At 67.5% G+C, this 26,920-nt stretch carries 23 protein-coding genes and 1 pseudogene; 16 read left to right on the forward strand and 8 right to left on the reverse strand.

Annotated elements, in window-relative coordinates:
• Positions 1-132 precede the first annotated feature (132 nt).
• Both RPX00_RS17930 and RPX00_RS17935 read left to right on the forward strand, forming a co-directional pair.
• Complete coding sequence (locus RPX00_RS17930) at positions 133-1,356, forward strand: NADP-dependent isocitrate dehydrogenase (RefSeq protein WP_406640754.1); 1,224 nt, start codon at positions 133-135, stop codon at positions 1,354-1,356.
• 193 nt (positions 1,357-1,549) lie between these two features.
• A complete protein-coding gene (locus RPX00_RS17935; RefSeq protein ID WP_370932097.1) occupies positions 1,550-1,861 on the forward strand; it encodes an SH3 domain-containing protein in 312 nt (103 codons plus the stop codon).
• A 600-nt stretch (positions 1,862-2,461) separates the two neighbouring features.
• On the opposite strand, the gene RPX00_RS17940 is transcribed toward RPX00_RS17935, so the two are convergent.
• Positions 2,462-3,193 (reverse strand): MBL fold metallo-hydrolase, encoded by a 732-nt coding sequence (locus RPX00_RS17940; protein ID WP_406640756.1) that lies wholly within the window; start codon positions 3,191-3,193, stop codon positions 2,462-2,464.
• A 64-nt stretch (positions 3,194-3,257) separates the two neighbouring features.
• Between RPX00_RS17940 and RPX00_RS17945 the strand changes: the two genes are divergently transcribed.
• From RPX00_RS17945 to RPX00_RS17960, 4 genes are all read left to right on the forward strand, one after another.
• On the forward strand, positions 3,258-4,073 hold the full coding sequence (locus tag RPX00_RS17945; protein ID WP_406640757.1) for an exodeoxyribonuclease III: 816 nt from the start codon (positions 3,258-3,260) through the stop codon (positions 4,071-4,073).
• 428 nt (positions 4,074-4,501) lie between these two features.
• Positions 4,502-4,855, forward strand: a complete 354-nt coding sequence (locus tag RPX00_RS17950) for a hypothetical protein (protein WP_406640759.1) — start codon at positions 4,502-4,504, stop codon at positions 4,853-4,855.
• Positions 4,856-5,154: 299 nt separating this feature from the next.
• Positions 5,155-6,174, forward strand: a complete 1,020-nt coding sequence (gene trpS, locus RPX00_RS17955) for a tryptophan--tRNA ligase (protein WP_406640760.1) — start codon at positions 5,155-5,157, stop codon at positions 6,172-6,174.
• A gap of 67 nt (positions 6,175-6,241) precedes the next feature.
• Positions 6,242-7,255, forward strand: a complete 1,014-nt coding sequence (locus RPX00_RS17960; RefSeq protein ID WP_406640761.1) for a YhjD/YihY/BrkB family envelope integrity protein — start codon at positions 6,242-6,244, stop codon at positions 7,253-7,255.
• A 60-nt stretch (positions 7,256-7,315) separates the two neighbouring features.
• On the opposite strand, the gene RPX00_RS17965 is transcribed toward RPX00_RS17960, so the two are convergent.
• Positions 7,316-8,545 carry a D-alanyl-D-alanine carboxypeptidase family protein gene (locus tag RPX00_RS17965; protein ID WP_406640763.1) on the reverse strand — a complete coding sequence of 410 codons (1,230 nt, stop codon included), beginning with the start codon at positions 8,543-8,545 and terminating at the stop codon, positions 7,316-7,318.
• A gap of 42 nt (positions 8,546-8,587) precedes the next feature.
• On the opposite strand from RPX00_RS17965, the gene RPX00_RS17970 reads away from it, so the two are divergent.
• Both RPX00_RS17970 and RPX00_RS17975 read left to right on the forward strand, forming a co-directional pair.
• Positions 8,588-8,833, forward strand: coding sequence for an SCO4848 family membrane protein (locus RPX00_RS17970; protein ID WP_406640765.1), 246 nt, complete (start codon positions 8,588-8,590; stop codon positions 8,831-8,833).
• A 78-nt stretch (positions 8,834-8,911) separates the two neighbouring features.
• Positions 8,912-10,294 carry a S8 family peptidase gene (locus RPX00_RS17975; protein WP_406640766.1) on the forward strand — a complete coding sequence of 461 codons (1,383 nt, stop codon included), beginning with the start codon at positions 8,912-8,914 and terminating at the stop codon, positions 10,292-10,294.
• A gap of 1,218 nt (positions 10,295-11,512) precedes the next feature.
• Here the strand turns inward: RPX00_RS17975 and RPX00_RS17980 are convergent.
• From RPX00_RS17980 to sdhC, 4 genes are read right to left on the reverse strand one after another with little or no spacing between them, the layout of a single operon-like run.
• Positions 11,513-12,286 carry a succinate dehydrogenase iron-sulfur subunit gene (locus RPX00_RS17980; protein ID WP_406640768.1) on the reverse strand — a complete coding sequence of 258 codons (774 nt, stop codon included), beginning with the start codon at positions 12,284-12,286 and terminating at the stop codon, positions 11,513-11,515.
• Entirely contained in the window at positions 12,286-14,040 is a 1,755-nt protein-coding gene (sdhA, locus tag RPX00_RS17985; RefSeq protein WP_406640770.1) for a succinate dehydrogenase flavoprotein subunit, read from the reverse strand. The genes RPX00_RS17980 and sdhA overlap by 1 nt, the downstream gene beginning before the upstream one ends.
• Positions 14,041-14,075: 35 nt before the next feature.
• On the reverse strand, positions 14,076-14,492 hold the full coding sequence (locus RPX00_RS17990; protein WP_037816149.1) for a succinate dehydrogenase hydrophobic membrane anchor subunit: 417 nt from the start codon (positions 14,490-14,492) through the stop codon (positions 14,076-14,078).
• Between the two features lie 4 nt (positions 14,493-14,496).
• The gene (gene sdhC / locus RPX00_RS17995) at positions 14,497-14,946 is read right to left on the reverse strand and encodes a succinate dehydrogenase, cytochrome b556 subunit (RefSeq protein ID WP_078870582.1); all 450 of its coding nucleotides are present in this window, start codon (positions 14,944-14,946) and stop codon (positions 14,497-14,499) included.
• 553 nt (positions 14,947-15,499) lie between these two features.
• Between sdhC and RPX00_RS18000 the strand changes: the two genes are divergently transcribed.
• From RPX00_RS18000 to RPX00_RS18025, 6 genes are all read left to right on the forward strand, one after another.
• Positions 15,500-16,642, forward strand: a complete 1,143-nt coding sequence (locus tag RPX00_RS18000) for a BMP family protein (RefSeq protein ID WP_406640772.1) — start codon at positions 15,500-15,502, stop codon at positions 16,640-16,642.
• Between the two features lie 79 nt (positions 16,643-16,721).
• A complete protein-coding gene (locus RPX00_RS18005; protein ID WP_406640773.1) occupies positions 16,722-18,287 on the forward strand; it encodes an ABC transporter ATP-binding protein in 1,566 nt (521 codons plus the stop codon).
• Complete coding sequence (locus tag RPX00_RS18010; protein ID WP_406640775.1) at positions 18,284-19,381, forward strand: ABC transporter permease; 1,098 nt, start codon at positions 18,284-18,286, stop codon at positions 19,379-19,381. Before RPX00_RS18005 ends, RPX00_RS18010 begins: the two co-directional genes overlap by 4 nt.
• A 47-nt stretch (positions 19,382-19,428) precedes the next feature.
• Entirely contained in the window at positions 19,429-20,661 is a 1,233-nt protein-coding gene (locus tag RPX00_RS18015) for an ABC transporter permease (RefSeq protein WP_406642974.1), read from the forward strand.
• Positions 20,661-21,050 carry a cytidine deaminase gene (locus RPX00_RS18020; RefSeq protein WP_009072565.1) on the forward strand — a complete coding sequence of 130 codons (390 nt, stop codon included), beginning with the start codon at positions 20,661-20,663 and terminating at the stop codon, positions 21,048-21,050. Before RPX00_RS18015 ends, RPX00_RS18020 begins: the two co-directional genes overlap by 1 nt.
• On the forward strand, positions 21,047-22,324 hold the full coding sequence (locus RPX00_RS18025; RefSeq protein ID WP_406640777.1) for a thymidine phosphorylase: 1,278 nt from the start codon (positions 21,047-21,049) through the stop codon (positions 22,322-22,324). The genes RPX00_RS18020 and RPX00_RS18025 overlap by 4 nt, the downstream gene beginning before the upstream one ends.
• A gap of 233 nt (positions 22,325-22,557) precedes the next feature.
• Here RPX00_RS18025 and RPX00_RS18030 read toward each other — a convergent pair whose 3' ends face one another.
• Positions 22,558-23,649 carry a PA containing protein gene (locus RPX00_RS18030; RefSeq protein WP_406640778.1) on the reverse strand — a complete coding sequence of 364 codons (1,092 nt, stop codon included), beginning with the start codon at positions 23,647-23,649 and terminating at the stop codon, positions 22,558-22,560.
• 212 nt (positions 23,650-23,861) lie between these two features.
• Between RPX00_RS18030 and RPX00_RS18035 the strand changes: the two genes are divergently transcribed.
• Positions 23,862-24,953 carry an adenosine deaminase gene (locus RPX00_RS18035; protein WP_406640779.1) on the forward strand — a complete coding sequence of 364 codons (1,092 nt, stop codon included), beginning with the start codon at positions 23,862-23,864 and terminating at the stop codon, positions 24,951-24,953.
• Between the two features lie 109 nt (positions 24,954-25,062).
• Positions 25,063-26,270, forward strand: a pseudogene (locus tag RPX00_RS18040) (MFS transporter).
• Here RPX00_RS18040 and RPX00_RS18045 read toward each other — a convergent pair.
• On the reverse strand, positions 26,267-26,821 hold the full coding sequence (locus RPX00_RS18045; RefSeq protein ID WP_406640781.1) for a TetR/AcrR family transcriptional regulator: 555 nt from the start codon (positions 26,819-26,821) through the stop codon (positions 26,267-26,269). The pseudogene RPX00_RS18040 and the gene RPX00_RS18045 sit on opposite strands and share 4 nt — an antisense overlap.
• Between the last annotated feature and the right edge of the window lie 99 nt (positions 26,822-26,920).

Consider the following 26,920-nt stretch of genomic DNA (forward strand, 5'->3'; position numbering starts at 1 on the left):
CCGGTCAAGGGTGGTAGAGACTTGATTCCGACCACTTCTGGAACCATCCAGCTCTGTTTAGCAGTACGCTTGTACCGCTATCGGAGAGCGAAGAAGAGAACGCGAAGATCCGCGGAAGGAGCACCGCTGCTCATGGCCAAGATCAAGGTCCAGGGCACCGTTGTCGAACTCGACGGCGACGAGATGACCCGCATCATCTGGCAGTTCATCAAGGACAAGCTGATCCACCCGTACCTGGACGTCAACCTGGACTATTACGACCTGGGCATCGAGGAGCGGGACCGCACCGACGACCAGATCACGGTCGACGCGGCCAACGCCATCAAGCAGCACGGCGTCGGCGTCAAGTGCGCCACCATTACTCCCGACGAGGCGCGCGTCGAGGAGTTCGGCCTCAAGAAGATGTGGGTGTCGCCCAACGGCACCATCCGCAACATCCTCGGCGGCGTGATCTTCCGCGAGCCGATCGTGATGCGGAACGTCCCCCGTCTGGTACCGGGCTGGACCAAGCCGATCATCATCGGCCGCCACGCGCACGGCGACCAGTACAAGGCCACCAACTTCAAGGTCCCCGGCCCGGGCACCCTGACGATGACCTACACCCCCGAAGACGGCTCCGAGCCGATGGAGTTCCAGGTCGCGAACTTCCCCGAGGGCGGCGGCGTCGCGATGGGGATGTACAACTACCGCAAGTCGATCGAGGACTTCGCGCGCGCGTCGCTGCAGTACGGCCTCGACCGCGAGTACCCGGTCTACCTGTCGACCAAGAACACCATCCTCAAGGCCTACGACGGCATGTTCAAGGACGTGTTCCAGGAGATCTTCGAGGCCGAGTTCAAGGCCGACTTCGACGCCAAGGGCATCACCTACGAGCACCGGCTGATCGACGACATGGTCGCCGCGTCGCTCAAGTGGGAGGGCGGCTACGTCTGGGCGTGCAAGAACTACGACGGCGACGTCCAGTCCGACACTGTCGCGCAGGGCTTCGGTTCGCTCGGCCTGATGACCTCGGTGCTGCGCACGCCGGACGGCAAGACGGTCGAGGCCGAGGCCGCGCACGGCACGGTCACCCGGCACTACCGCCAGCACCAGCAGGGCAAGCCGACCTCCACGAACCCGATCGCGTCGATCTACGCGTGGACCCGGGGCCTGGAGCACCGCGGCAAGCTGGACGGCAACTCGGAGCTGATCGGCTTCGCGAACAAGCTGGAGCAGGTCGTCGTCGACACCGTCGAGGGCGGCAAGATGACCAAGGACCTCGCGCTGCTGGTCGGCAAGGACCAGGAATGGCAGACGACCGAGGACTTCCTCGCGACGCTGGACGAGAACCTGGCCAAGAAGATCGCGCAGGGCTGATCTTTCTTTAGCCGTTTTTGGGAGAAGGGCACCTCAGAGGAGTCTTCTGAGGTGCCCTTCTCTTTTTTGTCACTCTTCGTGTTCTGCCGGTGACAGGATTGGCACCTCCGGGTGGAATGGGCGCGAGAACCTGTCCGGGCGTCGCGGGGATGCCTACTCTGGACGAGGGGTTTTTTGCGACTGAGGAGCGGCCGTGATTCTGGGTTTGCCCAAGAAGACACTGATTATTATCGGGGTCATCGCGGCGGTCGTGGTCATCTACGCGTTCGGCCAGAAAGGCCAGGCCGACGCGCAGGGATCCCCGACCGGCTGCAAGGTCTCGGTGACCGCCGACGTGCTCAACGCGCGGGAAACCGCCGCGGGGAACGGGAAAGTCATCGGGAAGTACTTGCGCGGCGCGGAATTCGACGCACAACCCGTGGTGCAGAACGGGTTCCGGAAGATCGCCGACGGCAAGTGGGTCGCGGACAGCTTCGTGACGCCGGTTTCCGGGGCCAAGTGCTGAGTCCGGTTGGCGCCTGGCTGGGGCGTTGAGCGCCGGGTGTTGACGCTGGTCTCAGTGGAGTGGGTTGCTGCGCTTGGTTCGTTGCGTTGCACCGGTGCTGGTGCCCGGTCGGGTTGCTGAGCGTCTGATGTTGGCGCTGATTTGCGCGAAGTGCGTTGCTGCGCTTGAGTTTGCGTCGTTGCTGGGGCTTGTGCGTTGCGTTGGTGCCTCGCGGGGGTCCTGAGTGTCTGGTGCGGTGACGCTGGTCTGTGTGCAGTGGCTTGTCGTGCTGGGGTGTTGAGCGGCTGGTCCGCGCGGAGTGGGTAGCCGTGCTTGGGTTCGCGTGGGGCCGTTGCGTCGCGTGGTTCGCCTGGGGCTGGACGGTTGCTGAGCCTGGTTCTGCGGCGCGTTTGGTCGGTGCGCACCGGCCGTTCTTGTTCGCGGTTCGTCTCATGCAGTGGGACGGCTTCGGTTGTCCAACCGGGATTGCCGCCGGTCGGTTGAGTTGATGCGTCCGTACGGCGCGGGACGTTTGCGATTGTCGGATGCCTTTACCGAGCCTGCGGGGTGCTTTTGTATCGCGCGTGGTCGTTGAACGCGTTTGTTTTACGGCGCGCGCGATTATGCGTGATTCAGCATGAGACCTTCTTCCGCGGCAACCACTTCTCCGGCGAACTCGGCGCGGGCTTCGGCTACGGAAACCGTTCGGTCGGAGCCCGGCCAGAAATGGGTGAGCAGCAGCGTTCGCACGTTCGCCGCGGTGGCGAGTTGGCCTGCTTCGGCCGCGGTCATCAGGTAGCGGGGGCCTTCCGGCGGTGCGCCTTGGAGGGTGGCTTCGCAGATCAGGACGTCGGCGTCGCGGGCCAAGTCGGTCAGCTGCGGGGCGGGGCCGGTGTCACCGGTATAGGCGAGGGTGTAGCCGGGTGTGGTGAGCCGGATTCCGTAATTCGGTACGTGGTGCGGCAGGAGTGCCGTGGTGAGGTGGAAGGGGCCGAGGTGGGTTTCGGGGCCTAGGTCGTGGAGGTCGAAGTTTTCGGCGGGGGACGGGTTCGGCTCCATCGCGGCTAGCCGGCGGACGGTGCCGGGGGTGCAGTGCATCGGGAGCTTGCGGTCGGTCGTGTAGTAGCGGGCCCGGCCGAGTGCGCTGACGTCGGCGATGTGGTCGGGATGCTCGTGCGTCACGACGATCGCGTCGAGCCGGTCGGCGGGGACGTGCCGGAAGAGCTGCGGGGCGGCTCCGTAGCCGAGGTCGAGGGCCAGGTGGAAATCCTCGTGGGACAGCAGGAATCCAGCACAGGCGCGGCCGGGTTCCGGCCAGGCGCCACAGCTGCCGAGGACAGTCAGACGGGGCATGTCGAGCATTCTGGACCGGGCCTGACCTGCCTTGCCCGGAAAATTGTCAGACCCGGCGGGTAGCGTGCGCGGGGTGCTGATCGTCTCCACTGTCAACGTCAATGGCCTTCGGGCTGCCGTCAAGAAGGGCTTCGTCGAGTGGCTGGCCGCCACTGAGGCGGATGTCGTCGCGTGCCAGGAAGTGCGGGCTGAGGCCGCGCAGCTGCCTGCGTCCGTCGTCGCACCGGAGGGGTGGTTCGCCGCGCACGCGCCTTCGGTCGCGAAGGGGCGAAACGGGGTCTCGCTGTACAGCCGCGTCGAGCCGGACGAGGTGCGGACCGGGTTCGGCGAGCCCGAGTTCGAGGACAGCGGGCGGTACTTGGAAATGCACCTGCCCGGAGTGGTGGTGGCGAGCCTGTACCTGCCGAGCGGCGACGTCGGCACCGAGCGGCAGGACGAGAAGGAACGGTTCATGGCCGCGTTCCTGCCGTATCTGGTCGAGCTGCGGGCGAAGGCGGCCGCCGAGGGGCGGGAGGTCGTCGTGGTCGGCGACTGGAACATCGCCTACGACACGATCGACCTCAAGAACTGGCGCGGCAACCAGAAGAACTCCGGCTTCCTGCCGGAGGAACGCGAGTGGCTGGGCCGCGTCTACGAGGCGGGTTACGTCGACGTCCAGCGCAGGCTCGACGCCGAGGGTCCTGGCCCGTACACGTGGTGGTCCTATCGGGGCAAGGCGTTCGACAACGACTCGGGCTGGCGCATCGACTGCCAGCTGGCGACGCCCGGGCTCGCGGAGAAGGTGACGTCGGTGGTGGTCGAACGGGCAGAGTCGTACGACCAGCGCTGGTCGGACCACGCGCCGGTCACCGCGAAGTACGACGTGCCGTTCCCGGGCTGAGGTCGGTTGTCCTGCTGGTGACTAGTTGGTGAATAACCTGCGGAGGGTAGTCCGGATCTGTCCTGAGGGGTGAGTCTGTCCGGTTTTGCCGGGGTTGAGGACACTGTGCGTGGTCCCAGCGGCCGCGCACGGCGCTGACCACCGACGACACCGAGACGACAGGGGTGCCCACGGTCACTCCCCGAGTGGGCGCTAGCCTCGGCACCCGAGTTGATCAGATCCGACAGGTCTTGACACGCTCGGTAGTTTTCTCACCAGTAGCACGTCGAGAACTCATCCTTACGGGTGAGACGCTCACTCAGAACAGTCACCTCGCGGGAGGCACTCCGGTGCGCAACCCAGGCCGGTTCGTGACACGGTCCACGCTGGCTTCTGGCCGTCCAGCGTCCCACTCGTCCGTCACCCCATCGGGGGCGGCGCGGACTCCGGTGGACGACGCGGCGCGGGCTTTCGGACGCTGTTCCCTGGCGATCGCGGGCGGGCGGGTCCTGGCGGTGCTGGCGACGATCCTGGTCGGGGCCGCGGGGACGAGCGCGACGGCGTTCGCGGACGACAACGTCGTCCGGGCGGAGACGACCTCGACCGGGTTCGGGATGCTCGGTCCGGTCGGGCTGGTCGCGGTGGGTTTCGGCATCATCGGAATGGCTCTGGGCGTGGTCCGGCAGCGCCGCAAGGCCCGGGCGAAGGCGATCGAGGCGGCGGCTGCCGCCGGTGCGCTGGACGAGGAGCCCACCCGGCCGCTGGAACCGGCTCCGGCCGCGTTGAACTTCCGCCAGTCTTAGAGCCACGCCCGCTCTGGTTGCGCTGGTCCTGGAGCCGCTCGGTTACGAATCGGCCCGGGCCGAGGTGGACTTGCGCTGCTCCTGGAGGCGCTGGGACCTGGCTCGGGTCGCGCCAACCTGCGCCGGTCTCGGAGCAGCCAATCGCCCGGACCCCGCCGCCGAGCAGCCTCGAACCGCCAGCGGCTCCTCCGCGGTGGCAAACCTCCAGCAGAGGCCATCCAGACCCCCGTCCGTCCAGGGTGCGTCGCAACCTCCGGGCCCGCGGTGAGGGCTTCTTCGCTGCCTGGAAGAATCTCGGCGTGTCCGACGAACAGAACGGGCGCCTGCGGGTGCTTTCCGGGATCCAGCCGACTGCCGACTCCTTCCACCTCGGCAACTACCTCGGTGCCCTGCGCCAGTGGGTCCGGCTGCAGGACACCCACGACACCTTCTACTGCGTCGTCGACCTGCACGCGATCACCGTCGAGCAGGACCCCAAGGTGCTGCTGGAGCGGACGCGGCGGTCGGCCGCGCAGTTGCTCGCCATCGGGGTCGACCCGGCGCGCAGTGCGCTCTTCGTGCAGAGCCACGTGCCCGAGCACGCTCAGCTCAGCTGGGTGCTCGAATGCCAGACCGGCTTCGGCGAGGCCGGGCGGATGACGCAGTTCAAGGACAAGGCCGCCAAACAGGGCAGCGACCACGCGAGCGTCGGCCTGTTCACCTACCCGGTGCTGATGGCCGCGGACATCCTGCTCTACCAGACGAACGCGGTGCCGGTCGGCGAGGACCAGCGGCAGCATCTCGAACTGACCCGCAACCTCGCGCAGCGGTTCAACAGCCGCTTCGGCAAGACGTTCGTGATGCCGGAGCCGTTCATCGTCAAGGACACCGCGAAGATCTACGACCTGCAGGAACCGACGGCGAAGATGAGCAAGTCGGCGGCGACCGGCAACGGGCTCATCGAACTGCTCGAGGACCCGAAGCGCTCGGCGAAGAAGATCCGGTCCGCGGTCACCGACACCGGGCGCGAGGTCCGGTTCGACCGCGAGGAGAAGGCCGGCGTCTCGAACCTGCTCACGATCTACTCCGCGCTGACCGAGCGCAGCGTCGCCGACCTCGAAACCGCTTACGAGGGCAAGGGGTACGGCGACCTCAAGAAGGACCTCGCCGAGGTCCTCGTCGACTGGGTCACGCCGCTGCAGGAGAGCGTTCAGTCCTATTTGGACGATGTCGCCGAGCTGGACCGGATCCTCGCCGCGGGTGCGCACCAGGCGCGCGAGGTCGCGTCGGCCACGCTCGCGTCCGTCTACGAGCGGATCGGGTTCCTGCCGGCCGGCTGATCGCGACCGGTAACCGCGCGGGCACGCTCGCGTTGCGGGGGCCGGATGCCGTGGTTAGCGTTTTCCGGTGGCGAAAGAGACCGGTGACAAGGAAAAGCTGCTGCCCCGGCTGCGGCGGAAGTACCCGTGGCTGGATCACCTGATCCGCGCCAACGACTCCTTCAACGAAAACTACGGCAACCATTACGCGGCGGCGATCACGTACTTCAGCGTGCTGTCGGTGTTCCCGATCTTCATGGTGGCGTTCGCGATCGTCGGCATGGTGCTCGGGCACAACGAGGCGGTGATCGCGCAGATCACGCACGGGATCGACAACTCGGTGCCGGAAGGGCTGCGCGGGCTGGTCCAGCAGATCACCGGCGCGGCGCTGAAGTCCGGCAGCGGCATCGGGATTTTCGGGCTGTTGCTGGCGCTGTACTCCGGGATCGGCTGGATGGCCAACCTCCGCGACGCGCTCACCGCGCAGTGGGGCCAGGAGAAGAAGACCGAACCGTTCGTCGGCAAGACGATCAAGGATCTGCTGTCGCTGGTCGGGCTCGGACTGGCGCTGATCGTGTCATTCGCGCTCACCGCGGCGGGCAGCGGGCTCGGCGAACTGCTGCTGAAGCTGGTCGGGCTGGAAGGCCAGGGGTGGGCGAAGTTCCTGCTGCAAGTCGCGACGATCGTGCTCGGCCTGGTCGCCAACACGCTGGTGTTTCTGTGGGTGATCGCCCGGCTGCCGCGGGAGCACGTCGCGCTGCGCAGCGCGGTCAAGGGCGCGATCTTCGCGTCGGTCGGGTTCGTGATCCTGCAGAAGGTCGCGACGATCTATCTGGCGAGCGTCACGAAATCGCCGTCGTTCGCGTTGTTCGGGCCGGTCATCGGGTTGCTGGTGTTCGCGAACCTGGTGTCGCGGTTCCTGCTGATGGTGACGGCGTGGACGGCGACCGCGCAGGAGAACCAGCGACGCGTGGTGCAGCCGCCCGCTCCGGTGCTGCTGCAGCCGCGGGTGACGGTGCAGCACGGGCTGGGGCTCGGCTCCGTGGCGGGTGCGTTCAGCGCTGGTGCGTTGCTGGCCTGGCTAGGCAGGCGGAAGAGCTAAGAACAGTGAGGGCCTCCTTGAGCGGATCAAGGAGGCCCTCACTGTTTACGAAGCGGGGGCTTACGAGCGGGCGTTGCGCTTTCGCTGATAGCCGATGACGAACCCGGCCACGATGATCACCAGCACCACCACGGTCAGGACCCAGCCGGTCGTCCCGAACGGGTCCGGCTGCTGCGCCGACGCGGTCGTCGAACCCGCGGGGGTGACCTCCTTGTCCGACAGCGGCGCGGCATTGGCGGACAGCGGCTGATAGGCGATCTGCCCGACTGGCTGGGCACCGGATTTCTCCAGCGCGAAGCCGTAATCGAGCAGTTTCGCCGCCTGGTCCACCACCTTCGTCGGACGCTGTTCGGCACGCATCATCACGATCGCGAGGCGGTGGCCGTCTCGTTCCGCGCCGCCGACGTAGGTGTGCCGCGCGTCGTCGGTGAAGCCCGTTTTCCCGCCGAGGAAACCGGGGTACACGCCGAGCAGCTTGTTGTCGTTGTACACCGGGATCGGCGGCTTCCCGTCGATCGCCGGGATCGTGTACGCCTTGGTCGCCACCGCCTTGGCGAACTCCGGCTGCTTCATCGCGTAGTGGAAGACCAGGCTCAGGTCGTACGCCGAGGTCGACATCCCCGGCCCGTCGAGGCCGGACGGGGTCGCCGCGCGGGTGTCGGTCGCGCCGATGCGGGCGGCGAGCGCGTTCATCTTGCTGACTGCCGCGTCGACCCCGCCGAGCGCCGTGGCGAAGGCGTGCGCGACGTCGTTGCCCGAGTGCATCAGCAGGCCGTGCAGCAGCTGGTCCACCGTGTAGTGCCCGCCCGCGGTGATGCCGACGCAGGTGCACTCCTGCTCGGCGTCCTCCTTGGTCGGGACGATGATCTGTTCCGGCTTCATCTCGGTGACCACCACGAGCGCCAGCAGCGTCTTGATCAGCGATGCCGGCCGCTCCCGCGCGTGCGGGTCCTTCGCCGCGACGACCGCGCCGGTGTCGAGATCCTGCAGGACCCACGACGCCGACGTGTCGCCAGGAGGCAGCGCGGGCGCGCCCGCCGGGAGGATCGGGCCGCAGCCGCCGAGGCGGTCGCCGCCGACCGGCTGCGCGGGCACCGGAAGCGGCGGCGGGACGGTCTGGCCCGGCTTCGGCTTCTCCGAGGTGTCCACCGGGGCCGGCGGCACGGCGTGCTCGGTGCATTGCTCCGCCTGCGCCGGTAAGGCGAACGCGACGGGAGCGGCGACGGCTACGAGGGCTGCGGCGAGTGGCGCGGCGAATGCTCGCAGCGACCGGGCGAAAGCGGGGTGCACCCACGCAATCTAGCGCCGATGGTCCGGCGGCATACTCGAGACATGCGCATTTCACGAGGTACAGCGATGGCCTTGTTCGCTTTCGGCATCTGGTCCTGGATCATTTGGATCACGTTCGCCAAGAATCTGTGGGCCAGCAACCAGTCCTGGGCGGCCGACGGTTCACCCACTGGGTACTTCATCGTGCACGCGGTGCTCACCGTGGTTTCGTTCGTGCTCGGCACCGCGATCGGGGTGCTCGGCTGGCGCGGCATCCGGGCGACCTCGAAGGACCGCGCGAACACCTGATAAGGGGATGCGTCCTTTGGTCGGTGGCGGAGCGTGTCCGCGCTGCCTTAGTTTCGGGCGACCGACCATGGAGGCTAAATGTCCCGTTTACGTCGATTGCTCATTCCGGTGGCGGTGGCCGGGGTCGCCGCCGGTGCGGTGGCCGTGCCAGCGTCGGCCGCGCCCGCGCCGTCGTGTGACACCACCAGCACTCAATACAGCTACGTCGTGCTTTATCAGCCGGGCGAAAAGCAGCGCGCGGTCGACGCGGAGCTGAACGCCAAATGCGGCAAGCGGATCGCGTACTACCCGGAGATCGGGGTCGCGATCGCCAGCTCGCGCAACGCGGACTTCGCCGACCGGATCGGAGTGAAGCGGGCGTACTCGGGAGGCAAGGACGTGGCCGCGAAGGCCGCCGCCCGGGCCGGGTTGCGCTCGGCGGTCGGAATGCTGGAGCGGACGGAGAGCGTCGCCGCTGGTGACGATTTGTCGACTCAGCAGTGGGACATGCGCGCGATCCACGCGCCGGAAGCGAACAAGGTCAACCCCGGTTCCCGGTCGGTCACCGTCGGCGTGCTGGATTCCGGCATTGACGCCAAACACCCCGCGCTCGCACACGCGGTAGACACGCGATCGTCTACCGGCTGTGTCACCGGCGCGCCGGACGCCTCCGCATGGACACCGACCAACTCCGACCACGGCACGCACGTCGCCGGCACCATCGCGGGCAAGGACGCAGCGCGCGGCTTCACCGGCATCGCGCCGGGCGTGCGGCTGGCGTCGGTGAAGGTGGTGAACGACGACGGCTACATCTTCCCGGAGGCGGCCGTCTGCGGCTTTGTCTGGGCCGCGCAGCACGGTTTCCAGGTGACGAACAACAGCTACTACATCGACCCCGGGATGTTCTACTGCCGCAACGAAGCAGGCGACGCTGCCGCGTACGAGGCCGTACGGCGCGCAGTGACTTACTCGACGCAGCGCGGGACCCTGAACGTCGCTGCGGCGGGTAACTCGGGCTTCGACGTGCGTACGCAGACTGTCGATCCGAACCGTCCGCACAAGATTGACTCCTCGTGCGGCATCCTGCCGAAGGCGATCGACGGCGTGGTGACAGTGTCCTCGGTCGGTTACGCGGGCACGAAGTCGTCGTTCTCGAACTACGGCGCTGTCACGGTCACCGCGCCGGGCGGGGACTTCGCGCAACTGCCGCCGTCTGGACAGGGCGAGGGCTGCACTTTGTCGACGGTCTTCAACGGCGCGTACGGCACTAAGTGCGGCACTTCGATGGCTTCGCCGCACGCGGCTGGGGTTGCGGCTTTGTTGGCTTCTACGCATCGAAACGCGCCGCCGCGGGCTTTGACGGCTTTGCTGACCGCGGAGGCGGATCCGGTGGCTTGCGATGTGTCGGCGTGCGAAGGGCCGAAGCAGAACAACTCGTACTACGGGCACGGCTTGGTGAACGCTCTGGACGCGGTTCACTGACATACGTGCTAGGTCCGTGAAGGACTCCTTGAGGGAATCTAGTTCCCCTATGGAGTCCTTCACGGACCTCCGGGCTGCGTGGGCGTCACGGCGGTTCGCCTAGGCGGACTGGTGGACGGGGACGAGTGCGCGCGGCAGCGTAGGCGGCGCGTAGCTCGTCCAGGACAGCATTCGGCTCGGTGCAGAAGTCTTGACGGCAGCGTTTGGACGACTGCCACCCCTAGCGAGGCGTACCGAGTGTTCCGGCGCAACGTTTGCGCGTAGTCGGCCGAACGGAAGTGGAAGTCCAGAGAGTCGATTTCCCAGGCCAGGCCGACGTCATCCCACCAGAAGTCCGGGCGGCCTGCGTAGCTGCCAGCATGGTCGTACAAGACTTGGTTCTGGTGAGTCGGCGGATTCGGCAGAGTCTTTGACAGTTTCTGGGCTTCTGCTTCGGCAACAGACCTGACATTTGCCCACTCGACGAGGAGCCGCCGAGGAAGTGCTGTGCCGCGTTTGGTTCCGTGGTCGAGTTCTTCCGCGAGTGCTTGCAGGGTGCATCCGCCTCGTTGGACCGCTTCAATCAGGGCATGGCCGATGAGGTTGGCAGTCCGAGTTCTCCGGACGAAGTCGGTCGTGGCCCTGGCCAGCGGCGCAAGCGGGACACCCGCACGCAGCCAAGGCGAAGGCAGCCGTTTTGTGCGTTCGACAGTGACGAAGTCGGAGCTGACCCTTTTCAGATGATGAGGGATCAGTACGTGGATCCTATGCTCGCCCGTGGCGGGAGCGGCTAGACGTAGCCCGTATCGGCGGCATGCTTCTTCGCCGGTGACGACTGCGGCGGGGCCGGCGTAGAGGAGAGCTGCGTGCACGAGCTGGTCCGGCGTTGGATCGTTGTTGTGCAGAAGGATGATTCCTGGCAACAGCCGTTGCCATGGTCCGCCGGGCAGGCATCTTCGATAGATGACCTTGCTGTTCATGTCGAGTGATTCGAGCGTCATCGCTCGGATCACCTGGTGCGTGCTGTGCTGAGAGAGTACGTCCGGTTCCGTTGCCCAGCGGCCTTGTCGCTGCATCTCTGGAATGTTGCCGCATCTCGCGACAGCGGAAGGACGCCCAGCGCTGATCTGTGGACAGCTCGCGAGGTTGTGGATACTCCAGCCAAAAGCCGTGAAGGACTCCTTGCGGGAATTAGATTCCCTCAAGGAGTCCTTCACGGACCGTCAAACGGTCAGAAGGTCAGACGCGCTTGAACAGCAGGGCGCGCTTCACTTCCTGGATCGCCTTGGTCACCTGGATGCCGCGCGGGCAGGCGTCGGTGCAGTTGAACGTCGTGCGGCAGCGCCACACGCCTTCGCCGTCGTTCAGGATGTCCAGCCGTTCCTCGGCGCCCTCGTCGCGGGAGTCGAAGATGAAGCGGTGGGCGTTCACGATCGCCGCCGGGCCGAAGTACGAGCCGTCGTTCCAGTAGACCGGGCAGGACGACGTGCAGCAGGCGCACAGGATGCACTTGGTGGTGTCGTCGAAGCGGTTGCGGTCGGCCTGGGACTGGATCCGCTCGCGGGTCGGCTCGTTGCCGTAGGTGATCAGGTACGGCTTGATCGCCCGGTACGCCTCGAAGAACGGGTCCATGTCGACGTAGAGGTCCTTCAACGTCGTCAGGCCCTTGATCGGGGCGATGGTGATCTCGGTCTTCTTGCCGTTCTTCTCCAGCAGGTCCTTCAGCAGCACCTTGCAGGCCAGCCGGTTGATCCCGTTGATCTGCATCGCGTCCGAACCGCACACGCCGTGCGCGCACGAGCGGCGGAAGGAGAACGTGCCGTCGATGTAGTCCTTGACGTAGAACAGCAGGTTCAGCACGCGGTCGGTCGGCTGCGCCGGGACGTCGTAGGTCTCCCAGTGCGGTTCCTGGTCGGTCTCCGGGTTGAACCGCAGGATCTTCAGCGTGACCTGGATCGGCGTGTGCTCGTCGGACGCCTTGGAGGAAGGCGCTTCAGGGGTGGCCGTCGTCATCAGTACTTCCGCTCCATCGGTTCGTAGCGGGTGAAGGTGACCGGCTTGTAGTCGAGCCGGATGTCGGACGACAGCCCCTCGCCCTGCTTGTAGGCCATGGTGTGCCGCATGAAGTTCGTGTCGTCGCGGTTCGGGTAGTCCTCGCGGGCGTGGCCGCCGCGGGACTCCTTGCGCGCGATCGCGCCGACGACCAGCACCTCGGCCAGCTCCAGCAGGAAGCCGAGTTCGACGGCCTCGAGCAGGTCGGTGTTGTACCGCTTGCCCTTGTCCGCCACGGTGATCCGCTGGTAGCGCTCCTTGAGCGCCTGGATGTCGGTCAGCGCCTGCTTCAGCGTGTCCTCGGTGCGGTACACCGAAGCGTGCGAGTCCATCGTCTGCTGCATTTCCTTGCGGATGTCGGCGACGCGCTCGTCGCCGTGCTCCGACAGCAGCAGCTCCAGCTGGCCCTCGACCAGGGAGGTCGGGTTCTCCGGCAGCTCGACGTGCTCGTGCGCCAGCGCGTACTCCGCGGCGGCGATGCCCGCGCGGCGGCCGAACACGTTGATGTCCAGCAGCGAGTTCGTGCCCAGCCGGTTGGAACCGTGCACGGACACGCACGCGACCTCGCCCGCGGCGTACAGGCCAGGGATGACGTGCTCGTTGTCGCGCAGCGCCTCGCCGTGGATGTTCGTCGGGATGCCGCCCATGACGTAGTGGCACGTCGGGAACACCGGCACCGGCTCCTTGACCGGGTCGACGCCCAGGTAGGTGCGGGAGAACTCGGTGATGTCCGGCAGCTTGGTCTCGAGGACCTCGACCGGAAGGTGGGTCACGTCCAGGACGACGTAGTCCTTGTTCGGCCCGCAGCCGCGGCCCTGCAGCACCTCCTGGACCATCGACCGGGCGACGATGTCGCGCGGCGCGAGGTCCTTGATGGTGGGGGCGTAGCGCTCCATGAACCGCTCGCCGTCGGCGTTGCGGAGGATGCCGCCCTCGCCGCGCACCGCCTCGGAGATCAGGATGCCGAGGCCGGCCAGGCCGGTCGGGTGGAACTGGAAGAACTCCATGTCCTCCAGCGGAAGGCCCTTGCGGAAGATGATGCCGAGGCCGTCGCCGGTGAGGGTGTGCGCGTTCGAGGTGGTCTTGAAGATCTTGCCCGCGCCGCCGGTGGCGAACACGATCGACTTCGCCTGGAACACGTGCAGTTCGCCGGTGGCCAGCTCGTAGGCGACCACGCCGGACGCGACCGGGTTGCCGTCCTCGTCCTCCGACAGCACCAGGTCGAGCACGTAGAACTCGTTGAAGAACTCGGTGCCGTGCTTGACGCAGTTTTGGTACAGCGTCTGGAGAATCATGTGGCCGGTGCGGTCCGCGGCGTAGCAGGCGCGGCGCACCGCGGCCTTGCCGTGGTCGCGGGTGTGCCCGCCGAACCGGCGCTGGTCGATCTTGCCCTCGGGCGTCCGGTTGAACGGGAGGCCCATCTTCTCCAGGTCGAGGACGGCGTCGATGGCCTCTTTGGCCATGATCTCCGCGGCGTCCTGGTCGACCAGGTAGTCACCGCCCTTGACGGTGTCGAAGGTGTGCCATTCCCAGTTGTCTTCTTCGACGTTCGCCAGCGCGGCGCACATGCCGCCCTGTGCCGCGCCGGTGTGGGACCGGGTCGGGTACAGCTTGGTGAGAACCGCGGTGCGGGCGCGCTGACCGGACTCGATGGCCGCGCGCATGCCGGCGCCGCCCGCGCCGACGATCACCACGTCGTACTTGTGGAACTGCATAGGGAAAGACTCCGCTAGCTAGTGGTGGGTGCGCCTTAGGAGGCAGGCATCTCGGGGTCGAACGTGAAGATCACCATCGTGCCGACGGCCAGGATGAGCACCATCGAGACGTAGAGCAGGATCTTCAGCCAGAACCGGGTGGAGTCCTTGCGCGCGTAGTCGTCGATGATGGTGCGCAGGCCGTTGCCGCCGTGGATCTCGGCGAGCCACAGCATCGCCAGGTCCCAGAACTGCCAGAACGGCGAGGCCCAGCGGCCGGCGACGAAGCCCCAGTTGATGCGGTGCACGCCGCCGTCGAGGATGTTCATGATGAACAGGTGGCCCAGCACCAGGATGATCAGCGCGAGCCCGGAGATGCGCATGAACAGCCAGCTGTAAAGCTCGAAGTTGCTGCGCCGGGCGGACGGGCGCCGCGGCGAGCGCGGCTTGTCGAGAATCAGAGCGTCGGCCATGGGATCAGGCACCCCCGAAAAGCGTCTCGACGGTGCGCTTCAGCATGAAGAACGCACCCGGAACCATCACGACCACCCACACGACGCCGATGACCCAGAGCATCGTCTTCTGGTACTTCGGGCCCTTGGCCCAGAAGTCGACCAGCAGGACGCGCAGCCCGTTGAGTGCGTGGAACAGCACCGCGCCGACAAGGCCGACCTCGAGCAGGTTCACGATCGGCGTCTTGTACGTCTCGATGACCTGGTCGTAGGTGTTCGGCGACACGCGCACGAGCGCGGTGTCGAGCACGTGCACGAACAGGAAGAAAAAGGTCAGCACGCCGGTGATGCGGTGCAGCACCCAGGACCACATGCCGGGGTCGCCCCGGTAGAAGGTTCCCTGCCGGCGTGAGGCACCCGCCCGATCGCTAGCTCCTGCCCCGCTTTCGGTGGCAGTGCTCGCCGTGGTGGACATCGGTGAACGGCCTCCAACGTCATGACTGTCGTGCCCGGGTGACCGGTGAGGTCCGCACCCGCGGCCGGGGTCGGTCCACTGGGGACAACTCCGGCGACGGTGCCGAGATCAGGGGCCATCGAGCGTGGATGCATGGATGCTAGACCCGACCCATACGCACGGCTCACCTCCGGGTTCCTCTCTGTGATGGACCAGACACCGGTGACCACGGCAGACCACTCGGACGTGTGGTCTGGAGCACGTCTGAGCTGCGCGTGAAGGACTCCTTCCGGGACTCGGATTCCCGCAAGGGGTCCTTCACGGACGGTTCCCGGGCGAAACGGGGGACACGGTGCGTGATCGCGAGGGGCCGGGCGGGGCTGTTGATCACGGTCGGCGCCGGATTGGTCGCGGATCGAGCCGCCGAGTAAACGTTTGTGTTACGTAGCGTGCCGTTCCTATGGCGGTTACCCGGCGGTTGGGTACGGTCTGGCGGTTGAGCCCGGCGACCGTGACCGGGCCGTTCCTGGATCGTCCGCTGGATCAGCGGGGAGGGAGACACACGTTGCGTCGCATGCGTGGAACCGCGCTGGCCGCCGCGACCATGGCTGGGGTGCTTGCACTGGCCGGGTGCGCGAAGGACACCGGGGGAAGCAAGAACAACGCGTCCGGTTCGGACGGTAATTCGGGCTCGAACTGCATCACCGCCCCGAAGCCGCCCGCCGCTCCGGCGGCCGCCACGAGCAGCAGCGCCGCGTCGGGCAAGGTCGACGGCAGCAAGCTCAAGGTCGGGCTGGCCTTCGACGTCGGCGGCCGTGGCGACGCTTCGTTCAACGACGCCGCCGCCGCGGGTACTGACCAGGCGAAGTCCGAACTCGGCGTGCCGACGGTCAACGAGAGCACCGCGAGCGCGAGCGAGAGCGAAGCCGCCAAGCAGCAGCGGCTCGAGCAGATGGCGCAGCAGGGCTTGAACCCGATCGTCGCGGTCGGTTTCGCCTACGCGCAGTCGGTCAAGGCGGTCGCCGCCAAGTACCCGAACACCAAGTTCGCGATCGTCGACGACGACTCGATCAGCCTGCCGAACGTCACCCCGCTGGTCTTCGCCGAGGAGCAGGGCTCGTTCCTGGCCGGCGTCGCCGCCGCGTACAAGAGCAAGAAGTGCCACGTCGGCTTCGTCGGCGGCGTGAACACCCCGCTGATCCAGAAGTTCGAGGCGGGCTTCCTGCAGGGCGCGAAGGCCGTTTCGAACAAGATCAAGGTCGAGGACGAGTACCTGACGCCTGCCGGCGACTTTTCCGGTTTCCAGGACCCGCCGAAGGGCAACGCGAAGGCCGCGGCGGAGATCTCCCGCGGCGCGGACGTCGTTTACCACGCGGCCGGCGCCTCCGGTAAGGGCGTGTTCGACGCGGCGAAGCAGGGCAACGCGCTGGCCATCGGCGTCGACTCCGACCAGTACAACCAGAAGACTGTCGCCGCCGACAAGGACATCATCATCACCTCGATGATCAAGCGCGTCGACGTCGCGGTCTTCGAGTACCTGAAGGCCGTCGCGAAGGGCGACCTGAGCACGGTGCCGAAGCGCTTCGACCTCAAGTCCGACGGCGTCGGCTACTCCACCTCCGGTGGCAAGGTCGACGACATCAAGGACGTGCTCGACGGGTACAAGGCCCAGATCGTGTCCGGCGCCATCTCGGTTTCGGACAAGCCGGCCAAGTAACGCTCACGACGTGGCAGGGCTCGGAAGGATCTTCCTTCCGGGCCCTCACGCGTTTCGACAGAACGGGATGTCCCCTCCGATGACCGAGATCGAGGCCGAAGCCGTCCCCGACCGGGGCGTGCCGGCCGTCCAGCTGACCGGGATCACCAAGCGGTTCCCCGGCGTGGTCGCGAACTCCGACGTCAACCTCACCGTCGCGGCGGGCGAGGTGCACGCGCTGTGCGGCGAGAACGGCGCGGGCAAGTCGACCCTGATGAAAATCCTGTACGGGATGCAGCAGCCCGACGAGGGTGCCATCGCCATCAACGGCACCGAGGTGAAGCTGCGCAACCCGCAGGACGCCATCCGCGCCGGGATCGGCATGGTGCACCAGCACTTCATGCTCGCCGACAACCTGACCGTCGCGGAAAACGTGTTCCTCGGCGGCGAGGCGCTGCACGGCATCGGCCGCGCGGCGCGGGCGCGGCTGCAGGAGCTGTCGAAGCGGACCGGGCTGCACGCGAAACCGGACACGCTGCTGGAGGAACTCGGCGTCGCCGACCGCCAGCGCGTCGAGATCGTGAAGGTCCTTTACCGCGGCGCGAAAATCATCATCCTCGACGAGCCGACCGCCGTGCTCGTGCCGCAGGAGGTGGACGCGCTGTTCGCCACCGTCCGCGAGATGCAGGCCGACGGCTACACCTTCCTCTTTATCTCGCACAAGCTCGACGAGGTGCGCGCGATCGCCGACACGGTCACCGTGATCCGGCGCGGCACCACGGTCGGCACCGCGGATCCGAAGAAGATCACCAGCCGCGAGCTGGCCGAGATGATGGTCGGGTCGGAGCTGCCGAGCCCGGAGACGCGCGAGTCGACGGTGACCGACCGCGAGGTCCTGCAGGTGCGCGAGCTGCGGCTGTCCGCCGAAGGTTCCGAGCGCAACGTGCTCGACCACATCTCCTTCACCGTGCACGCGGGCGAGGTGCTCGGCATCGCGGGCGTCGAGGGCAACGGCCAGACCGAGCTGGTCGAGACGATCATGGGGATGCGCAAGGCGAGCGGCGGCCACATCGAGCTGACTCCGCCGGACGGCGAGACGCACGACCTGGTCAAGCTGGGCACGCTCGCCCGGCGCGAGGCGGGCATCGGGTACATCGCCGAGGACCGCACGCGGCACAGCCTGCTGCTCACGCAACCGTTGTGGGTCAACCGGATTCTCGGGTACCAGACGCGCGAGCCGGTGTCCGGCGGGCAGCTGCTCAACATCGCGGGCGCGCGCGAGGACACCGAGCGGATCGTGCGCGAGTACGACGTCCGCACGCCCGGGATCGACGTTCCGGCCGCCGCGCTTTCCGGCGGTAATCAGCAGAAGCTGATCGTCGGCCGCGAGCTGTCCGGGAACCCGGTGCTGCTGATCGCTTCGCACCCGACGCGCGGTGTCGACGTCGGCGCGCAGGCGCTGATCTGGGAACAGATCAGGCAGGCGCGTGCCGACGGTCTCGCCGTGCTGCTGATTTCCGCGGACCTCGACGAGCTGATCGGGCTGTCCGACACCATTCGCGTGATGCTGCGCGGGCGGCTCGTGAGCGAGGCGAACCCCGCGACCGTCACCCCGCAGGAACTCGGTTCCGCCATGACCGGCGCCGAAGAAGGTGAAAACTCATGAGTTCGTGGCGCACGCGGCTGTTGCCGCCGCTGCTCGCGATCGCGTTCGCAGTGATCCTGTCCGCGATCGCGCTCGTCATCTCCGGCGCCGATCCGCTGCAGGCGTACGGGACGATGATCGGCCAGCTGTTCAAGGGTTCCACCGCGGTCGACACGGTGAACCTCGCGACGGTCTACTACCTGTCCGGCCTCGCCGTGGCCATCGGGTTCCAGATGAACCTGTTCAACATCGGCGTCGAGGGGCAGTACCGGTTCGCCGCGGTGGTCGCCGCGATCATCGGCGGCGCGCTGCAGCTGCCGCCGGTCCTGCACACCATCGTGATCCTGCTGGTGGCCATCGTTTCCGGTGCGCTGTACGCGACGATCCCGGCGGTGCTGAAGGTGACCCGCGGCGTCAGCGAGGTCATCTCGACGATCATGCTGAACTCTATCGTCGCCGGCATCATCGCGTTCCTCATCAACGCCGACCAGTTCGGCGTGCAGACCGGCAACAACATCGGGACCAGGGTGATCGCGCCGTCCGGCCGGATCCCGGGCATCCCGATCGGGTCGGGCACGCTGTTCGGGTTCGTGTTCATCGCGATCGTGATCGGCGGCGCGTACTGGTTCATGCTGAACCGCACCAGGTTCGGCTTCGAGCTGAAGGCCAGCGGCGAGTCCGCGACGGCCGCCGCGGCCGGTGGCGTGAGCGCGAAGAAGATGACGCTCATCGCGATGCTGCTGTCCGGTGCGGTAGCCGGGCTGGTCGCCATGCCGGAACTGCTCGGCCGCGACTACTCCTACGGCATCACCGCGACCCAGATGTACGGCTTCACCGGCATCGCGGTCGCGCTGCTCGGCCGTAACCACCCCGGCGGCATCGCGTTCGGCGCGCTGCTGTGGGCGTTCCTGGACACCTCGGCGGTGTCGCTGGAGCAGATCAACGTGTCCAAGGAAATCGCGACGATCATGCAGGGCATCATCGTGCTCTCGGTCGTCGTGGCGTACGAGATCGTGCGCCGGGCCGACCTCGCCGCTGAACAGCGAAGGGTCGGCAGGGCGCTCGCCGGCAACGGCCGCAAGGGCGCCTCGGTCGCGGAAGGCGGTGCGGTGTGACCACCACGACGGAGTTCTCCCGGCCGGGACCGGAGTCCGGGACGCCGATGCCGGTCAAGCGCAAGCGGCAGCGGATCCCCGGCTGGCTGCGCGGCGTGATCTGGGCCGTGGTCGCGATCGCGGTCATGTCCACCGCGTCGTACGCCACCGGCGTTTCGGCGCTGACGTCGAGCAACACCGCGTCGACCGCGCTGCGGCTGGCGCTGCCGATCCTGTTGTGTGCGCTGGGCGGGCTGTGGGCCGAGCGCGTGGGCGTGATCAACATCGGCCTCGAAGGCATGATGATCCTCGGCACCTGGGGCGCGGCCTGGGGTGCGTATTACGGCGGCGCGTGGGTCGGCCTGCTGGCCGCGATCGCGTTCGGCGCGCTGGGCGGGCTGCTGCACGCGGTGGCGACGGTGACGTTCAACGTCAACCACATCGTCTCCGGTGTCGCGATCAACCTGTTGGGCCTCGGTGTCGCGAAGTATCTGGCGAACCTGATTTTCGAGCCGCTGTCGGGGAACCCGCGTCAGTCGCCGCCGGTGCCGAAGTTCGACACGTACTCGGCGGCCGGACTGTCGGACTGGCTGGGTTCGCTGGAGGACCAGCAGCGCGTCGGGCTCTCGGACGTCGCGGGCATTCTGCGCGGGCTGGTGACCGGGGTTGCGCCGCTGACCATGATCGCGATCGTGCTGATCCCGGTGAGCTACTGGGTTCTGTGGCGCACTCGGTTCGGCCTGCGGCTGCGTTCGTGCGGCGAGAACCCGGTCGCGGCCGAGTCGCTCGGGGTGAATGTTTATCGCTACAAGTACGTCGGCGTGCTGATCTCCGGTGGTTTCGCCGGCATGGGTGGTGCCTCGCTGGTGCTGCTCAAGGGCGGTGCGGATTACCTGGAGAACCAGACCAACGGCCGCGGGTACATCGGTCTGGCCGCGATGATTTTCGGCAACTGGCGGCCGGGCGGGCTGCTCGGCGGTGCCGCGCTGTTCGGGTACTCCGACGGTCTGCAGCTCGCCGGTGGCGGCGACGCGGTGCTGGCGTTGCTGTACGGCGCGGTGATTCTGCTGGCGATCATCGTGATCGTGCAGCTGATCCGGAAGCGCTGGATCGCGGCCGCGCTCGGCGTGGTCGGCGCTGGCATTCTGTACGCGATCTACTGGACCAACGACACGCTGCCGAGCGACTTGATCCCGTACACCGCGCACTTCGTGACGCTGATCGTGCTAGCCGTTGCGTCGCAACGACTTCGGCCGCCCAAGGCGGATGGTGCGCAGTATCGGCGAGGTGAGGGCGACTGATGTCCGAAGTGGACTGGGAAGCTTTGCGCGCGGCGGCGGTTTCGGCCGCCTCGCACGCTTATGCGCCTTATTCGGGATTGCACGTCGGCGTCGCGGCCATTGTGGACGATGGTCGCCAGGTGACCGGGTGCAATGTCGAAAACGCTTCGTACGGCTTGGGTTTGTGCGCTGAGTGCACAATGGCCGGTCAATTGCGACTGTCCGGCGGCGGCCGTTTGGTCGCGGTGGCTTGCCGCAGCGGTGCGGGCGAGCTGTTGATGCCTTGTGGACGGTGCCGGCAGATTCTGTTCGAGCTTGGCGGTTCTTCTTGCCTGGTCGACACTCCGCGCGGGGTGCTGCCGATGTCGGAGGTGCTGCCGGACGCGTTCGGTCCGGAGGATTTGCCGTGACTTTCGCTGCGGTAGACGTCATTCGGGCCAAGCGCGACGGTGGACGGCTGAGCGACGAGCAGATCGACTGGGTCGTTGACGCGTACACCCGCGGGGCGGTCGCGGAAGAGCAGATGGCCGCGCTGGCCATGGCGATTTTCTTGCGTGGCATGGACGACGGCGAGATCGCGCGCTGGACCGGCGCGATGATCGACTCGGGTTCGCGGCTGTCGCTGGACGTCGCGCGCCCGACCGTGGACAAGCATTCGACCGGCGGGGTCGGCGACAAGATCACCTTGCCGCTGGCTCCGCTCGTCGCCGCGTGCGGGGCCGCGGTGCCGCAGCTGTCCGGTCGCGGGCTCGGCCACACCGGCGGGACGCTGGACAAACTGGAGTCGATCCCCGGCTGGCGCGCGGCTTTGTCGTTGGACGAGATCGCGGCGCAACTGAATTCGGTGGGCGCGGTGGTCTGCGCGGCGACCGAGGGATTGGCTCCGGCGGACAAGAAGCTTTACGCACTGCGGGATGTCACGTCGACGGTCGAGTCGGTGCCGTTGATCGCCAGCTCGATCATGAGCAAGAAGATCGCCGAAGGCGCTTCGGGGCTGGTGCTGGACGTTAAGGCTGGTTCCGGGGCGTTCATGAAGACCGTGCCGGACGCGCAGCGCCTGGCGCGCACTCTCGTGGACATCGGCACGGCGCACGGGGTCGCTTGCACGGCGTTGATCACCGACATGAGCACGCCGCTCGGGCGGGCGGTCGGGAACGCGGTGGAGGTCGCCGAGGCGGTCGAGGTCCTTCGCGGCGGCGGCCCGGCTGACGTGGTTTCACTGACGGTGGCGCTGGCTCGGGAAATGCTTGCTCTGGCGGGTATTTCCGCTGACCCGGCCGCGGTGCTGGCGTCTGGTGAGGCTTACGAGGTGTGGGCTCGGATGATCTCGGCGCAGGGTGGGGATCCTTCGGCGCCGTTGCCGCGTCCGGCTTCGGTGCACGTCGTCCCGGCACCTGCTTCGGGGGTGCTGACTTCGCTGGACGCCTACGCGGTGGGCGTCGCGGCTTGGCGGCTCGGGGCTGGTCGGGCGCGGAAGGAAGATCCGGTGCAGGCCGCGGCTGGGGTGTTGTGCCTCGCGAAGCCTGGGGACGCGGTGGTGGCGGGGGAGCCGTTGCTGGAGCTGCACACGGATACCCCGGAGGCGATCCCGGCGGCTCTCGCTGCGTTGGAGGGCGGGTTCTCGGTGGGTTCTTCGGGGGCGGATCTTTCGCGGGAGATTGTGCTGGACACCGTTCGGCCCTGACGTCGGCCTTCGCTGACCGGACTTGCTTTCCGGGCCAGGTTGTCCACACCTCGTCTTAGTTGTGGAGCAGTCGTCCTCGGCACGCTCGACGCGCCGGTTTCGCCGGGTGGCGCCGGTAGACTGGGCATGGGCCGCCCCCCGTGGAGGGTGGGGGTGGGCTCGGCCCGGTTGGTGACTTTGAAACGACGAAGCCCCCGTCCAGATCCTGGACGGGGGCTTCGGTCTATTCAGCTTCAGTCAGACGACTCGTCCGCGTCGCTGCCGGCCTTCGCCTTCGCGTCGGCGGCCTTCGGGGACCGGCCGTTGCGGGAGCTGCGGCGGGGCTGGCGCGGGGCGGGCGGCGGCGGGGCGATCTGCTGTACCGCCGGGCCTCCGCCGAGCATCAGTTCCGCGAAGGTCGCCATCGCTTCGTCCAGCTGGCCGCCGATGCGGCGGACGGATTCGTCGTTGCTGCGGCGCACCAGCGAGTCGACCGAGTCGGTGTCCGGCTGCTTCGACAGCGTGCCCTCGACCTTCGACAGGCCGCTGCGCAGCGAGCCGTCCAGGTCGCCGATGCGGCCGGTGACGTCGTCCTCGACCTTGTCGATGCGGCCGGACAGGTCGTCGAGACGCTGGGTGATCGTTTCGAGCTTCGTGCCCACCGCGTCGAGCCGGGCGGCCGGGTCGATCATCTCGCCGGTGTCGGACACGGCGCTCTTCAGCGCGTCGGTCGCGGTGGTGATCCGCTCCTTCGTCGCGCGGTCCAGTTCGTCGACGCGGGAGCGCAGTTCCTGGTCCGTGGTCTCGATCCGCTCGCGCAGCGAGGTCTCGGCCATCTCGATCCGGTCACGGATCGGGCCCTGGGTGGCCTGCGGCAGCGATTCGAGCTTCGCGTCCTGCTTGTCCAGGTGCCCGCCCAGCTCGTCGAGGCGGCGGTGGATGTTCTGCAGCTTGTCCTCGAGCCCGTCCATCCGGCCGGCGACGCCCTCGAACCGGGCCGCCACGCCGTCGAGGCGTCCGTCCAGCTGGGCGAAGGGCTTCGCCAGCTTGTCGACGATGCTCTCCACCGCGTGCGTGAGCGCGGCGATCGCGTTGTCCTGCGACTCCAGCCGCGTCATCGCCTCGTCGAGGCGTTCCGCCAGCACCCCGACCTCGGTCCGGTCCGGCAGTTCCGACAGCCGCTTGCGCACCGCGCCCAGGGAGTCCACCGGCGCGAGGCGGGCGTAGATGTCGTCGAGCGCGTCGAAGATCTGCTGCTGCTCGCTCTCACGAACCTCGGCCGCGCGCACCAGCATGTTGCGCATCCGGTCGAACGACGGAGCGGCAATGTGGTTGTCAGTGGTCACTGCGGTGTCCTTCGTCGGCGGGGAAAAATGGAAGGGACTGACCCGAGCTTATCGATGAAGAAAATTGCTGTGCGTATGGCCCCCGGGGAACGCGGATAACGGCCGTGCCACCCGGATGGCCGATTCCTTGCGCACAGTGCTGAGCAGAGGGTTGCTCCGGTGCGCTCGGTTACGGCCAGGTAGGGGAATGACAGCGAGGCTACCGTTGGAGGATGTCGGACGTAACCCCGCTCGGCGCGGAGATCCTGCGCCGCGCCCCCAAGGTCCTGCTCCACGATCACCTCGACGGCGGCTTGCGCCCGGCCACGGTCGCCGAACTCGCCGAGGATCTCGGCTACCGGGAACTTCCCGCGACGGATCCGGAGGAACTCGGCCGCTGGTTCCGCGCCGCCGCCGACTCCGGTTCGCTGGTGTCGTACCTCGAAACATTCGCCCATACGTGTGGTGTCATGCAAACGGAGGAAGCCCTGGTCAGGGTTGCCGCCGAAGCGGTCGAAGACCTGGCCGCGGACGGGGTCGTCTACGCCGAGCTGCGGTACGCGCCAGAGCTGTTCGTGGAACGCGGGCTGTCACTCGATGCAGTGGTTGAGGCGGTCCAGGAGGGCTTCGCCGAGGGGATGCGGAGGGTAGCCGCGGGCGGCGGCCGGATCCGGGTGCGGACCCTGCTGTGCGGCATGCGCCAGCACGCCCGCGCGCTCGAGATCGCCGAGCTGGCGGTGCGCTACCGCGACGCCGGGGTGGCCGGATTCGACATCGCCGGACCGGAGGACGGATTCCCGCCCACCCGCAATCTGGACGCATTCGACTATTTGCGCCGGAACAATGCACACTTCACTATTCATGCCGGCGAAGCGTTCGGGCTTCCGTCGATCGGCGAGGCAATCCAGTACTGCGGTGCGGAACGGCTCGGGCACGGCGTTCGGATCATCGACGACATCACCACCGGACCCGACGGAAATGTCCATCTTGGACGGTTGGCCGCCTACGTCCGGGACCGGCGGATCCCGCTGGAAATCTGCCCGTCGTCGAATGTCCAGACCGGCACCGTGCCGTCGCTGGCCGAGCATCCCATCGGGCTGCTCGCCCGGCTGCGCTTCCGGGTCACCGTCAACACCGACAACCGGCTGATGAGCGGCTGCACGATGACCAGTGAATTCGCCGCGCTGGCCGAGACGTTCGGCTTCGGTCTCGACGACTTCCGCTGGTTCACCATCAACGCCATGAAATCCGCGTTCCTCGATTTCGACGAGCGGCTCGAGTTGATCGAGAAGGTCGTCAAGCCCGGGTACGCGGCGCTCGGCTGAATCCCGGCTCCCGGACGCGGCCGCCCGAAAGGCGGTTGCGTTCGTTAGCCATGCCAACTATCGTTCACTATGTAGGAAGTACTTCTCAAATATTGAGACGGTGGACGGAATGGCGCAGGTCGAGACCGGGGAGCAGGTGCGGCAAAAAGGCAGTTCGCGACGGTGGCTGATCCTCGCGCTCGGCCTCGCGGCGCAGACCGCCAGCTGCGCGTTCCTTTACGGGCTGCCGTTTCTCGTGCCCGCCATGCGCGAGGCCGACCATCTGACGCTGGCGCAGGCGGGCACGGTCGTCGCGGCGCCGAGCATCGGGCTGCTGCTCACGCTCATCGCCTGGGGCGCGGCTGCGGACCGTTACGGCGAGCGGCTCATCATGGCGCTCGGCCTGGGCGTCTCGGGGTTACTCCTCGTGTACGCCGCGCTGTGGCACCACCCGGTCGGCCTTCTCTTTGGGGTGTTTCTGGTCGCCGGCGCGTGCACGGCTTCGGTGAACGCGGCGAGCGGCCGGGTCGTGATGGGCTGGTTCGCGAAGTCCGAGCGCGGCGTCGCGATGGGGATCCGGCAGACCGCGCAGCCGCTGGGCGTCGGCGTGGCGGCGCTCGGGCTGCCGCCGCTGGCCGCGCAGTGGGGGTTCCAGGCGGCGATGCTGCTGCCGGCCGTGCTGGCGATCGGCGTGGCGCTGTTGGTCGCGGCGTTCGTCGTGGATCCGCCGCGGCCGCCGCGTGCGGCGAAGGGGAGCGGCCGCCGTCGCCGTATCGCAAGCCGTGGCTGTGGCGCGTGCACGGCGCGAGCGCGCTGTTGGTCGTGCCGCAGTTCGCGGTGTCCGCGTTCGCGCCGGTGTATCTGGTGTCGCAGCATCAGTGGACCGCGGCGCAGGCTGGCGTGTTCGTCGCGGTGGCTCAGGTGCTCGGTGCGCTCGGGCGGCTGGCGTCGGGGTATTGGTCGGACCGGGTCGGCAGCCGGCTGCGGCCGATGCGGCAGCTCGCCGTCGCGAGTGTGGTGGTGATGCTGCTGGTCGCGGTCGGGGACGCGACTTGGCTGTGGCTGGTGTTGGCCGCGCTGGTGCTGGCCGCGGTGATCACGGTGGCGGACAACGGTCTTGGCTTCACCGCGTCGGCCGAGCTGGCGGGCGTCGCGTGGTCGGGACGGGCGATGGGGACGCAGAACACCGCGCAGAACATCGCCGCATCAGCGACACCGCCGTTGCTGGGCTTGGTGATCGGGGACAGCCGATACGCGCTGGCGTATTGCGTGGCGGCGATTTTCCCGCTGCTGGCAATAGGTTTAGTGCCGGTGCGTGCGGAGTCCGAAAAGGACTAAGCGCGCAGGCCGTCGAGGAAGAACGCCAAATGCCGCCGCCAGGTTTCGGGCGGTTCGTGGATCAGCTGCGACATCGCGGAAACCAGCGGGGCGAGATCCTCGGGCTCGAAATCCGCGCGCAGCTGACCGGATTCCTTTGCCCGGTCCAAAACCCGCGCCGCGTGTGCGAACCCGGCGTGGCACGCCTCCAGCACGGCCGGGCTCAAGGGCATCCGTCGGGCGAGTGCGTCATTGAGGCCGTGATCCTTGGCCTGCAAGGCGAACAGCCCGTCGAGGAACCCGGCGAACCCCTGCCACGGGTCCGGTTCCGCTAAGGCCTTGGTCGCCAGCTCGTCCAGCGCGGCGATTTGCGCGGGCAGGATCGCGTCGACGAAGGCTTCTCGGGTCGGGAAGTGCGCGTACAGCGTGCCGATGCTAACCCCGGCGCTGCGGGCGATCTGCTCCAGCGGCGCGTCGAGTCCGTGCTCGCCGAACGCGCGCGTCGCGGCGGCCAGCAGTTTGTCGCGGTTGCGGGCGGCGTCCGCGCGCAACGGCTTCGATCCGGTGGCCATGGGTCCCATCGTACAAGTCGAGGGCACCCTCGGGTTTTGTGGTAGCTTGGCGAACAAAGTCGAGGGCACCCTCGATTTACCTCTGGGGAAGGACGCAAG

The sequence above is a fragment of the Amycolatopsis sp. WGS_07 genome (genome assembly GCF_045278895.1).
Classification (GTDB): Bacteria; Actinomycetota; Actinomycetes; order Mycobacteriales; family Pseudonocardiaceae; genus Amycolatopsis.